Genomic DNA, 13,180 nt, shown 5'->3' on the forward strand with positions numbered 1-13,180 from the left:
GGCGCCGCTTCGTTTTTTGTTGCTTCTGTAACCGCAAATGTGCATCCGCAACCTTTTTTCGCTGTGCGTTCTGCGAAATTTTTATTCCCGGTAAAAGCAAAATGCAGGCCTGTAAAATCGGGTGTAATCGGCTTACATTTGCGCCATGCAGGAACTCGTAAATGCCGTATCGCAGTTATATAAAAGCTGGTGCAATTGTGAACCGACGCAGGTCGATGTGTTGCCGCAATCGGGCAGCGACCGGCGGTATTTCCGCTTGTACAACGACAAGGGCGAAACCGTTATTGGTACCTATGGGGTGAACGTTCCCGAGAACGAAACCTTTATTTACTTCTCGGGAAAATTTTTCCAGAACGGTTTGCCTGTGCCCGAAGTGCTGGCCGTGAACTACGACAAGACCGTTTACCTCCAACAGGATTTTGGCGATGTATCGCTGCTGAACATCCTCGAGCAAAAAGGCTTTGTTCCCGAAGTGTACGACCTGTTCAAGGAAAGCCTCCACCAGCTGGCAAGGCTGCAAGTGCAGGGTGACGAAGGGCTGAACTATGAGAAATGTTTAACCAACAAGGAATTTGGCAAGCAGGCCATCATGGCAGACCTGCTTTATTTCAAATACTATTTTCTCGATGCGCTGCAAAAGCCTTACGACAAGCAAAGCCTCATTGATGATTTTGAAGCATTGAGTACCTATCTCACGCATACCGAGTACAAATATTTCATGTTCCGCGACTTTCAAAGCCGCAACATCATGGTAACGGGTGACAAGCAGGTGCACTTCATCGACTTCCAGGGTGGTATGAAAGGCGCTCCGCAATACGACGTGGCCAGTGCCTTGTGGCAGGCAAGAGCCAATCTTCCCGACGAGTGGAAGGCCAGCCTGCTGGAAGATTACATGAACAGTTTCGAAAGCATTATCGGAACGGGCATCGACCGCGACGTTTTTCGCAGCCAGTACAACGGCTATGTACTGATCCGGCTTTTACAGGTGCTGGGCGCCTACGGGTTCCGCGGTCTTTTCGAACGCAAGGCACAGTTCCTGACCAGCATCCCGCAGGCACTGAAAAATTTGAAGTGGTTTGTAGACAACAATAGCCTTGGCATTGCTGTGCCGGAGTTTAAAAAAGTCCTGCAGTTTTGCATTGCCGACGAAGTGATCGACCGCTACACACCTGTACAGGCAGATGAAAGCACACCGTTGGTGGTGAAGGTCTGTTCTTTTTCGTATCGCAAAGGCATACCCGAAGACAGCAGTGTTCATGGCGGTGGATTTGTATTCGACTGCCGCGGCATCGACAATCCCGGAAGGCACGTGGAGTACAAGGAAATTCATGGCCGCGACCGGCCCGTAATGGAATACCTGGAACGCCAAACCCGCATGCAGGATTTTTTGAACAGCGCTTTCGACATCGTTGACATGACCATTGAAGAATACATCAAACGCGGCTTCGATCACCTGGCCATCAACTTTGGTTGCACCGGCGGACAGCACCGCAGCGTCTACGCAGCCGATGCCATGGCCCGCCACCTGCACAACAAGTACAAAGTGAAGGTGGAATTGTGTCACCGGGAACAGGAGGCCAAGGGGTGGAAGAACCCGCTGCCGAGCCCACCGGCCCCCCAGGGGGGGATGGGCTGAGGCGCAAAGGCCAGCTTATTCAACCATCCATTTCAGCTCAAATACTTTTTCTTTTTCATGGCAGATAAATTGAACGGGAAGATTGAAGCTCCTATGAGTAGGGTCAGTGCGATGGCCAATCCCCCCTCAGGGGGCAGGGGGCCCAGGGCAATGATTTTTTGTGCCGGCCTGGGCACACGCTTTAAGCCGTGGACCGACACGCATCCGAAAGCCCTTGCGCTTGTCAATGGCAAATCACTTTTGCAGCGCAATGTCGAATACCTGCAGCAATACGGATTTGACGACGTGGTGGTGAACGTGCATCACTTTGCCGACCAGATCGTCGACGCTATTGAAAAGGCAAAGGGCTGGGGCAGCAAGATTACCATCAGCGATGAGCGGGACGAAGTGCTGGAAACCGGCGGCGGTCTTTTAAAAGCAAAAGAACACCTGCAGGGCAACACCTTTCTTACGATCAACGTGGACATACTCACCGACGTCAACCTGAAAGACTTTCTTTCTTTTCACCGGCAACAGGGGGCCGCTATTTCCCTTGGTGTCACCGGCCGCACCACATCGCGCTACCTTCTTTTCAATGACTCCAATCGCCTGTGCGGCTGGCGCAACACGGCAACAGGACAGGAGCGCATTGCGATCCCGCAGGAATCCTATCAACAAAAAGCCTACAGCGGCCTGGCCCTTTTTGAGCCCAGTGTTTTTGATGCCATCACACACCGTGGAAAGTTCTCACTGATCGATGTGTATCTTTCATTGGCGCCAACTTTTACGATCGTTGGCTACGACCATAGCGAAAGCAAAGTGATCGATGTAGGCAAACCGGAAAGCGTGGTTAAGGCCGAATCAATGTTTCCTTAAATTTCAGGCTCTTTCATCGGCACAACTTTTATGTGCATGTAATTCCTGTAATTTGGAACACAAAGATTTTACCTCGATGAAAAGAATCCCTTTCCTGGCGCTGGCCAATTTGTTTTGGCTGGCTTCGTTTGCACAAGCCTCCAAGTTCAATCCCCGTGACCTGTTTGCTTTAAACTTTTATCCCAATACCGGTAACGAATACCGTTCGGCCAACGGGGCACCCGGGCCAAAATACTGGCAAAACCGGGCCGATTATAAAATTGCCGTGACACTGGATACGCTGCAACACAAAGTCTCCGGCGATGTGGAGATTGCATACACCAATAACAGTCCCGACGACCTGAAATATTTATGGCTTCAACTGGACCAGAACATCTTCCGCGCCGACTCCCGCAGCACCGGCACAGCGGCGCCTGCCGGTGGCCGTTTTGCCAATGTTGGCTTTACGCAGGGCGATGTCATCAAGTCGGTTTCCCTGGAGGTGGACGGGAAAAAATACACGCCGCAATTCACCGTCAACGATACCCGCATGCAGGTGTGGTTGCAGGAGGCATTGAAAGCGTCCGGCGCCAGGGCCAAACTTTCCATTGCCTATGAATTTACCGTACCCGAATACGGCACCGACCGCATGGGACGGTTAAAAACCCGCAACGGGTGGATCTATGAAATTGCGCAGTGGTATCCCCGGATGTGTGTTTACGACGACCAGCAGGGATGGAACACCTTGCCCTACATTGGGCAGGGAGAGTTTTACCTCGAGTACGGCGATTTCGATTACACGGTTACAGCCCCATCCAACCTGATCGTGGTTGGTTCCGGTGAACTGGTCAACGAAAAAGACGTTTATACATCGGCGCAGGTTTCGCGGCTGTCGCAGGCCCGCAACAGCGACCAGACGGTAATGATCCGGGCAGCCAACGAAATCGGCGACAGCAAGAGCCGGCCCTCGGGCAGCAACCTGACCTGGCACTTCCGTGTTCAAAATGCAAGAGACGTAGCCTGGGGTGCGTCGCGGGCATTCGTGGTGGATGCGGCCCGCATCAACCTGCCCAGCGGCAAAAAATCGCTGGCCATGAGTGCTTACCCGGTGGAAAGCATCAAGCCCGATGGCTGGCAACGCAGCACCGAGTTTGTGAAAGCCACGATTGAATACAATTCGAAGCAATGGTTCGAATATTCGTACCCGACAGCCGTGAACGTGGCCGGCATTGTGGGCGGAATGGAATACCCCGGCATCGTGTTTTGCAGCTACATGTCGATCGGTGCCGACCTCTGGGGCGTTACCGATCACGAGTTCGGGCACAACTGGTTCCCGATGGTGGTGGGTACCAACGAACGCAAATATGCGTGGATGGATGAAGGGTTCAATACCTTCATCAATGGTCTTTCTACAAGGGCCTTCAACAAAGGCGAGTTCAATACGTTTTCGTATTTCGGTGGAGAGGAAATGCTGAAGTTCACCTTCAACGACAAGATGGACCCGCTGTACACAAAGCCCGACCAGATCACCGAGTTTAACCTGGGCACGGCCGCGTACGACAAGCCTTCGCAAATGCTCAACGCCCTGCGTGACGTGGTGCTGGGTCCCGAACGTTTCGATGCGGCATTTCGCGAATACATCCGCTCCTGGGCCTTCAAACATCCCACGCCCTGGGACTTTTTCCGCACCATGGAAAATGCCGCCGGCGAAGACCTTGCCTGGTTCTGGCGGGAATGGGTTTTCAACAATTACAAATTCGACGTGGCCCTGCGCAGCGTCACGCCTACCAGCACCAAGCCGGAGCAGGGCGTTGCCATCCGGTTGGAAAACCTGGAGCAAATGGCCATGCCGGTGCCCATCCTGATTAAGGAAGCCAACGGGAAAACACAAAGCCTTGTAGTGCCGGTGGAGTCGTGGATGCGGGGAAGCGAAGCAACATTTTTTGTCTATCCCACCAGCAAGATCACGGAAGTGATCGTGGACCCCGATAAAAAACTTCCGGACCTGAATCGGAAAAACAATTCCTGGAAACCAGCGATGTAATCGGGAACCGATACCGCCTTGTAAAGGGACATGCCGCCGGGTATGTCCCTTTGTTTTTTGCCTCTGGAAAAATCATTCGCCAGGCCCTGTGTGGGTTGAAAGCGTACCATTCCCGGGAAAGGAGAGTGTTCTTTTTTGATGGTTGGTGCAGGCGGCGGCTGTTTCCAGTTGCTGCCACCACGAAAAAAGCCCGGGAGAACCGGGCTTTTTACAATGTCTTTTTTATGCGGTTATCGTTTGGACATCAGTTCCAGCATGCTTTCCAGTTCGGCCACGCGGCTCATTTCCGATTTCAGCTTGCGGCTGGCTTCGGCCATGTTCATCATTTCGCTGTTTGATTCTTCGAGAAACTGTACTCTCCGAAGCAGCTGCTGCCGTTGCAGGTTGGATTGCGACAATTTCTCTTCCAAAGCCTGGAAGGCTTCGTGCAGGTGCTGGTTTTCCAGGGTCAGTTCGCGCAGCTTTTCTTCTTTTTTGTGCAGGGTTTTTTCCAGCTGGATCTGTGCCTGCTCGGCATGTTCGAGCTGAATGGAAAGTTCGGCAGCCTGCCAGGCCTGCTTTTCCATCTTTTGCATTTTTTCCTGCAGGCTTTCAAATTCGTCCTGCATTTCCTCGAATCGTTCCTGCACTTTTTGCGAAAGCAATTCCTGTTGACGCAGGCGTTGAATTTCCGTGTCTTTTTTACTGAGCTGCAACTTCAGGCTTTCCAGCCGCCTTTGCTCTTCGAGCAGTACTGAGGTGCTGCCTTCCTGCGGTGCACTTCGCTGGCTGACCAGGGCCATTTGTTCCAATGCCCTGGACAGCTCCTGCTGTTGCTGCTGCAGTTGGTTGCGCAGGGCTTTGATCTCCTGCTTCGTGCTGTCGGAAGGGGTGGCGGGTGCGGGCCGGCTAAAAACCCTGCCTGTGCCCGGCGCTGTTTTTTCCACTGTTTTCGGAATCAGGAAGCCGCTGCGGTCAATGCCGAAAGGCAGAACCTTCGACGGCTGGAAAAGGCCCGGAAACGATTCTTCCAGGCGCTTGCGGCTTTCGATAAAAAAGCGGACAGCGAAAACAAAGACGACGATGGCCAGTACAAAAAAGGCGATCTCGATATATCCGGTTGGTAAAAAAAGAAGTAACATGTAGTTTTCCCATGCAGTTTTGCGGGGACAAGCTAAATCATTTTTCCTGAAAACTATACGTAGATGCCCTTGGTAGAAATACGATTACTCGGAAACGAGTGTCCCTACTTTTTCTCCGGTTACTACGCGACGTAAATTTCCTGGTTTGTTCATGTCGAAAACAACAATGGGGAGGTTATTTTCCATGCAAAGCGTGAAGGCCGTCATGTCCATGACGTTCAGTTTCTGGGTGATGCATTCCTGGTAGGTGATCTTTCCAAACTTGGTGGCAGCGGGATCTTTCTCGGGGTCGGCTGTGTAAATTCCGTCCACCCGTGTTCCTTTCATGATCACGTCGGCCTTGATCTCGATGGCACGCAGCGAGCCGGCTGTATCTGTTGTGAAATAGGGGTTGCCGGTACCGGCGCCGAAGATCACCACGCGACCCTTTTCTACGTGGCGAATGGCCCTGCGGCGGATATAGGGTTCGGCAATCTGCTCCATTTTAATCGCACTTTGCAGGCGGGTGAACACACCGATTTTTTCCAGGGCGGCCTGCAGGGCCATGCCGTTGATCACGGTGGCCAGCATGCCCATGTAGTCGCCGTGTGCCCGCTCGATCCCCGTTTCGGCTTCGTTCATGCCGCGGTAAATATTGCCGCCACCAATCACGACAGCGACCTGCACACCCAGCTCCGTTACCGACTTAATGTCTTCGGCATACTGGCCGAGAACAGATGTGTCGAATCCGAAACTTTTATCACCCATCAATGACTCACCGGAAAGCTTTAGCAGAATGCGTTTGTATCTTGGAAGCATAAATTTTTTATTAGCGGTGCGAAGATAAGAGAGAATGGGTTTGGTGTTTGGAGTTTAGCGTTTGGGATGTTGGCCGCAACTTTCTTACTTGTCAACTGTTGAGAGGGCATGAGCAAAGTGTATGTATTGTACAGCCGGCAGCACGTTCCCGCATCACTGGATGCGGTGTGGACTTTTTTTTCCGATGCCAATAACCTGCTGGCCGTAACACCACCCGGCCTGAACCTGAAAGTGACCAACGAAGTGTATGGCAAAACCGTTTATGCAGGACAGGTGATGACCTATACGGTAAAGCCGCTGCTCGGCATCCCGCTGGCCTGGATGACGGAGATCACGCATGTGGTGGAGAAGAAATATTTCGTGGACGAGCAGCGTAAAGGACCCTACACATTGTGGCATCACCAGCACCATTTCAACGCCGTTGACGGTGGCGTGGAAATGACGGACCTGGTGCATTACCGCCTGCCCTTTGGCCCGCTGGGCAGTCTTGTCCACAGCCTTGTGGTAAAAAAGGAGTTGGAGAAAATCTTTACCTACCGCTACCAGAAGATTGTTGAACTGTTTGGCGGGTGGAAAGGCGAGCGGATGGAGATTTTGATTCAATAGCAATTGTTCCAATAAGCAATGCGCCGGAAGAAAAAGAAACAGGCAAAGAGGTTAACCTTTGCCTGTTGCCCATTGCTCGTTGTCGATTGACCTTTATCCCGGGATGCGGGAAATATATTTTTCGATTTGCTTGATCTGGTCTATGATCTGCGGCGTGGTTGGCTTGGCTGCTTTGGCCTTGCGGAAGAAATCCTTGGCCGCACGAAACTCCCGCTTGTTCATCATGATGGAACACATTTGCAGGTAGGCAGCCGCCTGGTTTTCTTTATCGGGCAGGCCTTTGCGCAGGGCCTGGCGGATATAGCTTTCGCCGCCTTTCATGTCGTTCTTTTGGAGGGCCAGCATGCCCATTTGCAACAGGCTGGCGCCTTCGGCTTCCTTCATCGGCATGCCCAGGTCGAGCCCTTTCTTCATGTTCTTTTCGGCGCCTTCAAAGTCCTGCTTCATCATGGCCAGGTTGCCCTTGAGGGTATAATAAACGGAACGGATCGGTTTGTAAAGGAGGTTGGGAAACTGGATGGAGTTGACGATTTTTTCGGCTTCGTCCATGTTGCCTTCTTCCATGTGCACCTGGATGAGCCGCAGGGGGCCGAAAAAGAAATGCCCTGCGATCAATACCACACCAACAAGATAAAGTGGGAAAACAGGCCAGAAACCACTCACCGTTACATTCAGCAGCACTCCCGCCACAAGCAATACCAGTCCAATATAGAGGCGGTATTTAATTAGCCAGTTGTAAAACTTCATAGAAAATTTAATCCAGGCGCAAAGATAAGACGGCAGGTGTACAATTCTTTGTTATTTTGCGGCCCTCAGAGCAGGCCCGGACAGCAGGGAATCTACCGCTGTTGGTCTTTGTTCTTGCGGCCCCGTAGTTCAATGGATAGAATAAGAGTTTCCTAAACTCCAGATACAGGTTCGATTCCTGTCGGGGCTACCTGATTGGACAACTCTACGTTCGGTAAGAGTTGTCCTTTTTCTTTTTTGCTGAAACCCTTGTCTGTGGTGGCGATCAGCAACACCGCTTCGTTGATCTTTTGGGTTCGACATCCATTTTTGGAAAGCACGAGTTTCTCCGGAAAGATCGAACCCACTACGTCTCGTTTTGTTTGGCCACTGCTTTTCTGATAAAAAACCGGCAGATTCTCCAACATGTGAATGCCCCTCTTTAAGAACTGTTGAAACTCGCTTTGCGATGAACCCTGCTGCGTCAGTTCTGTTTGTAGTTTTTGCAGTTGTGCACTGTACCTGCTTTTAACGCTTGCATAGGTAGCAGCATCGATCACTTTGTCCATGAGGTTATCATCCAGCGTTTGCAGTCTTGTTTCAACCTGCTGCAGGTCAGCTTGTATGCTGGCCAGCGGTCGTGTCTCTGTTTTCCGTTTTTGCAGGAGCTTTTTCACCATCGCTTCATAGAGCTTTTTTGCCGGGCTGTTGACCTTCAGCCCTGAGAGGATCTCGAGCATCATGTCATGGGTTTGTTCGGCCCGTAACCGCTGCGTTTTGCAATTGTTGCAGTGATAGTAGTAATGCCGATCACCGGTATGGCTTCTGGAGGCGCTCCCTGTTAAGTTCCGGCCGCAGTTCTCACACAGAAGCAGGCCACGCAAGGGAAGTTCCTCGCAGAAGGCTTTGGGCTTTGCCAGTTGCTTTACCCGGTAGTTACCCTGAAGAAGCGCTTGCACCTTTTCAAAAACATCGGTTTCAATAAGGGGCTGGTGCAGGCCTTTGACATAGTAGCCGCCTGTTTTGCCCCCTCCCTGCCGCACGTGGATTTCACCAATGTAGACCCGGTTGCGGGCAATCACCGAAAAGGTAGCTCTTGGGATCACCACCCCTTTTTTCTTTAAGACTTCTCTTACTTCTGCCTGTGACCTTCCGCTGGCCAGTTGGGAATAGATCTCCTTGACAACAGCGGCTTTGTCGCTGGGCACGATGATGGGTTTATTCCCTTCATCTCGTGCATTCCTGTAACCATACGGCGCTTTGCCTTGCCAACGGCCAGCGGCTGCTGCGGCCCGCACCCCTTCGGTGATCTTGATGCTGCGTCTGCGGTTGTCAATATCAGGCAAGTTGAGATAAACGCCCAAAATGAGCAGGTTTTCGGGAATGGAGAGGTCCAGAGGCTGTTCAATGGCCTGGACTTCCACACCCAGTTGCTTTAGTGTGTCCAGCACGGCATAGGACTCGGTCACATTGCGCGAAAACCGGTCCCAGGTCGTGACGAGCAGCAGGTCCACTTTGCCCCGAATGGCTTTTAGCTCGCTCAGGATCTTTTTAAACTCCGGGCGGTTGAAGTTTTTGGCCGAGTGGTCTTCGCGGTAAGTGTTGATAATCTGAATGCCTTCCCTTGCACAATGAGAGGAAAGCTTGTCTACCTGGATATCGAGGCTATAGCCTTTGGCCTGTTCATCAGAGCTCACGCGGGCCATCAGGATTGCACGTTTCATGTGGTGTGCTGATTTGATGATTGTTTTTTGTTATTGTTTGTTGTCGTTCAACAATTCTTCGTAGGTCTCAACGCTAAGCTCGGCAAAGCGCCAGAGCAGCTCACTGATCATCTTCACTTCTTCTTCTTTGTACTGTTCTTCACCCTCAGTGAGGATCTGCTTGCAGGTGTGGATGTCCAACATCTTGGTCGACGGTTGTGCAGGCAATCCTCCGTGTAAGGTAAGCTGCGGGTGCGACCATCACACCTGATGGGTTCAGGGTGGTTGTTGTTTTCATTTGATCTTTTTTTGTTTTTTCACCGAAACCGGCTTTCCGTTCTGTGTCACGATGGTAATGGTTTCATAACTGCCGGCGGCAATGATCTCCGAAAGACGGGCCTCCAGCTGCACTTTCTTTTTTTTGGTGACCTCCATGTGCTCTACATGGCCGTCACCGCTAAACTTGACTGTAATGGCGTCTGGCTTTTCGTTGCGGATGGTTTGGATAATCTTCCATTCGTCCTTTGAGAACACCGCCTCCTTTAACGAATCCTGGATGTAGTCTTTGGAAAGAAAAAAGCCAATGACGCTGTTTAAGTGTACACTAAGATGAGGGGATTTGAAAAAGTCCAGAAACTCCTGATCGTTTTGTAAACCATTTTTGAATTCGTTTTCCAGGAGCAGGTGCATCTCGCCTTCTTTGTTCAGCAGGACGAACAGGGAACGTTTGAGGTAAAGGGCACTGTTGATAAGGCTTAGCAAGTAGGTCGCCTGGTACTCGGTAAACGAGCGCTTGTTCTGCAGGGTAAAATCAATCAGTGCCTTGACACCGTCGGGCGCCACCCCGGACTGCAGCAGGACCGCTTCCATGGCGCTTCTGTTTTCCTGTAGTTTCTGGTATAGAAATTCCGCGTCAGTCTTTGCCAGCAGGTCCTGCTTTAATTTAAACAGCTGACGTTTGCTCACACCCAGATCCCGAAATTCCTTGACAAGGCCCAGCCATACCAGGTCGTGAAAAGAAAACCGGTGATGGCCGGGGTTTTCCTCCGGCAGCAGGCTTTCTTCGCCTTCCGACCAGTAGTTCAGGGTACGTGAATGGTTGTTGATGTAGGCGAGGGCTTCGCTGGTGTAATCTTTTTGGGTCAGTATCCAGGCAATCTCCACCACCTTTTCATCCGGGTCAGGCAAGTCAATCTTCGGTACCTTTTGCATTTATTTTCACTTTTCGTGAATATAAGAAAATTATTTACACAAGCGTAAAATTTGTATATTCGGGAAGCACAGGTCAATCCATGTTCGTTCAGCGGAAGAATAGCGGAGACTTGGCAGCAGTGGCAACGCTGATGCGCAGCCTGAACACAAAAACAACAAGCATTCATTCTACTAAATTCCTCAGTCATGAGACAAAGCCTAAAACAACACGCGAAAACCTGCCAGTGGTGTAAGCAAGCGTTCATTGCCCAGCGGAGCGATGCAAGGTTCTGTACCAGCTCCTGCCGCTCTTATGCGTACCGCCGTGGTGGTGAAGTCAGTTCCAGTGTGGAAGATGTTAGCGTTGCGGCAGCCAGTGAGGAAGCAGTGGCAGCAAACCATCATGCGGCAATCATCCATAAAGTTGTCCTGGAACCACAGAAACGACACGGCTCGTATCCAAAGCCCGGCCGCATCGAAGAGACGATCCGGCGCAGGCAGATCCTCCAAGACAATCCCTGGCAGTACGGGCCGCCCGGTGAATATGTGAACAGCCCGTACAGCATACTATCTTTTGACGATGAAGTAGCGCGTCAACTTTATGTCACGGTATATCGACGGGAATTTGAAGACGACAGCCCTCTTCATGTAAAGGACAAAAAGCTGTTTCTACCCACTGCAGATCTACACCACCTACTGGGTGGCGCAATTCAGCGTTACTATTTCCAATCGAAATTGTTTGTTTATTAAAAGGGGAAGGGAGCAGGTAAAAGGCGATGCACCAAAAATAAACCAGGGATAAAATCGCACTTCTGGTCCCGCAACTGCAGCGCCTGGATTGGAAAGGGAATAAAGATCTTATTGCCGTTGTTATTTTGTTGTCTTCAGTCTTCAGTGTTCTTTTTAGTTGTGATTTATTTGTTTTTAGTACTTTTTATCTCAGTTAACTCACAATGATCCGTTATTGAATTTCCTCTTTATTGGAATTAGCATTCTGAAAATTCATTCATCTTCTCCAAGTAAAGCGTTTTTCTTTCTTTTTTTACAATACACCAAATGCAGGCAGGTATTTCTGGTTTCAAAAGCAAAGCTGGTACCGCTTTGTTAACACAATCGGGTAGTGAATAAACGTTTATGATGGCAGATGGCAAGCGCGAGTGAAATCGGGATTTCTTTTGCGTGTTTGCAAAATGATCCCCAAAAATCGGTGCTGGATTTTCGGTCGTTCATCCATTCCATTTTCGGGAATTTATCCGATTTATGAGATTTTGTGCCATGCATTTTTTGATCAAGTGCGTTGCAAACCGTTAGAAAAATAATCGTTTATTTTTCGGAAATAATGATAAAAGCACAATTTACTGTTTGTCGTCAGTTTTGGGGAATTTCCCCATTTTGCCGGTGTAACGATGTAAAATTAAAAACTGTTCAGTGAAGACCTCTGGTAGTAGTGATCGAATTTGTCAATGGTGTAGAATCGAGTAGAGGAAACACGCTGATTATTCTATTGCAAGAGACGCATTAATTCAAAGCCTTTCTTGAAAACGACAGGGCATTCAGCCTTGGAATTCAAACTGGCAAAGGCGATAACCCGGGCACTGCTGAGGAGGGGTGGCCTTCCGAGGTACCTGGTGAAGAAAGAGCCTTGCCTTAGCTCACCTGCAATTGCCCTTGCCCGAGAGGGATGGGGGCATTCCCCAAAGGAGGTATTGACCTGGAGAGATTGTTCAAAGGTAGCAACGGCATCCGCCAGGTGTTCAAAAGCCAGGTCGGTGTTGTTCGCTTCGCCATAGATTTTTTTGTAAAGTGGATAGTAATTGGCGCTGCGCAGTTTGGCAATCACCATGGCGGCATCGGCGTTGTTCATTTCCAACTTGTTGAGAAAAGGCTTTTTTGCCTGCTCCTGCAGCGAGTTTACTATTCCATCTAAAAAAGAATCCGCCCACATAAACCGAATCGATGGTATCAAAATGAAAAAAACGGGGCGAAAGAACTGTATGTAATAGAGGGGCAATTGCGATTGTTGAGTAGGCCTGAAACCGCCTCTTGAGAAGTAATGCCGTGTGCAGGATCGCTGAACGCCGCTTCGGGACTGTGACAAGAAGCACGTGACTGTCCAATGGGGTTGGAAAGGTTTTTATCAAAGAAGAGTTGCCTTCCCAACTGCACTTTATCAACTGGGATAACCGTAATCACGTCGCTGTCTTTTGAACAGGCAGTCAGGATAGCAATACTGGTAATGATAGCTGAAAGAATAAGCAGCGTCTTTTTGTTTTGCATGAATTAGAGTTTTACAGATAATCCAATATAGACACTTCTGCCTACGGCAGGGATAATGCCCGGACCGGGATACTCGTCGGTTCTTCGGGTGAAGTAGGCCTTACCGGCCAGGTTGTTGATACCGGCTTTGAGTTGATAGTTGCCTGTTTTGTACGTGGCACTAACATCCAGGACGCTGTACGCCGGGATGTAGCCTGCTACCGGGTCGCTACTGGTGCGGGCATTGGTGGCATCGCCAAAGGCA

General features: G+C 50.4%; 14 protein-coding genes and 1 tRNA gene. 6 read left to right on the forward strand and 9 right to left on the reverse strand.

What is annotated here, in order from left to right:
* Positions 1 to 145 precede the first annotated feature (145 nt).
* From D6024_RS04880 to D6024_RS04890, 3 genes are all read left to right on the forward strand, one after another.
* Positions 146 to 1,636, forward strand: a complete 1,491-nt coding sequence (locus D6024_RS04880) for a RapZ C-terminal domain-containing protein (RefSeq protein WP_121353404.1) — start codon at positions 146 to 148, stop codon at positions 1,634 to 1,636.
* A 57-nt stretch (positions 1,637 to 1,693) separates the two neighbouring features.
* Positions 1,694 to 2,491 (forward strand): nucleotidyltransferase family protein, encoded by a 798-nt coding sequence (locus tag D6024_RS04885; RefSeq protein ID WP_240409936.1) that lies wholly within the window; start codon positions 1,694 to 1,696, stop codon positions 2,489 to 2,491.
* Between the two features lie 76 nt (positions 2,492 to 2,567).
* Entirely contained in the window at positions 2,568 to 4,514 is a 1,947-nt protein-coding gene (locus D6024_RS04890; RefSeq protein WP_121353506.1) for a M1 family metallopeptidase, read from the forward strand.
* A 230-nt stretch (positions 4,515 to 4,744) separates the two neighbouring features.
* Here the strand turns inward: D6024_RS04890 and D6024_RS04895 are convergent, their stop codons facing one another.
* Together D6024_RS04895 and pyrH are read right to left on the reverse strand one after the other, a co-directional pair.
* Positions 4,745 to 5,635: a hypothetical protein gene (locus D6024_RS04895; RefSeq protein ID WP_121353405.1), complete on the reverse strand. Its 891-nt coding sequence runs from the start codon at positions 5,633 to 5,635 to the stop codon at positions 4,745 to 4,747.
* A gap of 84 nt (positions 5,636 to 5,719) precedes the next feature.
* The gene (gene pyrH, locus D6024_RS04900) at positions 5,720 to 6,433 is read right to left on the reverse strand and encodes a UMP kinase (RefSeq protein ID WP_121353406.1); all 714 of its coding nucleotides are present in this window, start codon (positions 6,431 to 6,433) and stop codon (positions 5,720 to 5,722) included.
* A gap of 108 nt (positions 6,434 to 6,541) precedes the next feature.
* Here pyrH and D6024_RS04905 point away from each other — a divergent pair, with 108 nt between their 5' ends.
* Positions 6,542 to 7,039, forward strand: coding sequence for an SRPBCC family protein (locus D6024_RS04905; protein WP_121353407.1), 498 nt, complete (start codon positions 6,542 to 6,544; stop codon positions 7,037 to 7,039).
* A gap of 93 nt (positions 7,040 to 7,132) precedes the next feature.
* On the opposite strand, the gene D6024_RS04910 is transcribed toward D6024_RS04905, so the two are convergent.
* Positions 7,133 to 7,786, reverse strand: a complete 654-nt coding sequence (locus tag D6024_RS04910) for a tetratricopeptide repeat protein (RefSeq protein ID WP_121353408.1) — start codon at positions 7,784 to 7,786, stop codon at positions 7,133 to 7,135.
* A 118-nt stretch (positions 7,787 to 7,904) separates the two neighbouring features.
* Here D6024_RS04910 and D6024_RS04915 point away from each other — a divergent pair.
* A tRNA-Arg gene (locus D6024_RS04915) sits at positions 7,905 to 7,976 on the forward strand.
* On the opposite strand, the gene D6024_RS27555 is transcribed toward D6024_RS04915, so the two are convergent.
* The 3 genes from D6024_RS27555 to D6024_RS04930 all read right to left on the reverse strand — a co-directional run bounded on the left by D6024_RS27555 (position 7,939) and on the right by D6024_RS04930 (position 10,680).
* Positions 7,939 to 9,489, reverse strand: coding sequence for a recombinase family protein (locus D6024_RS27555; RefSeq protein WP_394338453.1), 1,551 nt, complete (start codon positions 9,487 to 9,489; stop codon positions 7,939 to 7,941). The two genes, D6024_RS04915 and D6024_RS27555, sit on opposite strands and share 38 nt — an antisense overlap.
* A gap of 30 nt (positions 9,490 to 9,519) precedes the next feature.
* Positions 9,520 to 9,672 carry a hypothetical protein gene (locus D6024_RS26540; RefSeq protein ID WP_162944543.1) on the reverse strand — a complete coding sequence of 51 codons (153 nt, stop codon included), beginning with the start codon at positions 9,670 to 9,672 and terminating at the stop codon, positions 9,520 to 9,522.
* A gap of 90 nt (positions 9,673 to 9,762) precedes the next feature.
* A complete protein-coding gene (locus D6024_RS04930; RefSeq protein ID WP_121353409.1) occupies positions 9,763 to 10,680 on the reverse strand; it encodes a MerR family transcriptional regulator in 918 nt (305 codons plus the stop codon).
* Between the two features lie 186 nt (positions 10,681 to 10,866).
* Between D6024_RS04930 and D6024_RS04935 the strand changes: the two genes are divergently transcribed.
* Entirely contained in the window at positions 10,867 to 11,409 is a 543-nt protein-coding gene (locus D6024_RS04935) for a hypothetical protein (protein WP_121353410.1), read from the forward strand.
* 751 nt (positions 11,410 to 12,160) lie between these two features.
* On the opposite strand, the gene D6024_RS04940 is transcribed toward D6024_RS04935, so the two are convergent.
* The 3 genes from D6024_RS04940 to D6024_RS04950 all read right to left on the reverse strand — a co-directional run.
* Positions 12,161 to 12,604: a cytochrome c peroxidase gene (locus tag D6024_RS04940; RefSeq protein ID WP_394338451.1), complete on the reverse strand. Its 444-nt coding sequence runs from the start codon at positions 12,602 to 12,604 to the stop codon at positions 12,161 to 12,163.
* Positions 12,605 to 12,621: 17 nt separating this feature from the next.
* The gene (locus tag D6024_RS04945) at positions 12,622 to 12,936 is read right to left on the reverse strand and encodes a cytochrome-c peroxidase (RefSeq protein ID WP_121353412.1); all 315 of its coding nucleotides are present in this window, start codon (positions 12,934 to 12,936) and stop codon (positions 12,622 to 12,624) included.
* A 3-nt stretch (positions 12,937 to 12,939) separates the two neighbouring features.
* Positions 12,940 to 13,180, reverse strand: a 241-nt coding sequence (locus D6024_RS04950) for a TonB-dependent receptor (protein WP_121353413.1), incomplete at its 5' end; no start/stop codon positions are given.

This window comes from Flavisolibacter nicotianae (assembly GCF_003628535.1).
Taxonomy (GTDB): domain Bacteria; phylum Bacteroidota; class Bacteroidia; order Chitinophagales; family Chitinophagaceae; genus Flavisolibacter; species Flavisolibacter nicotianae.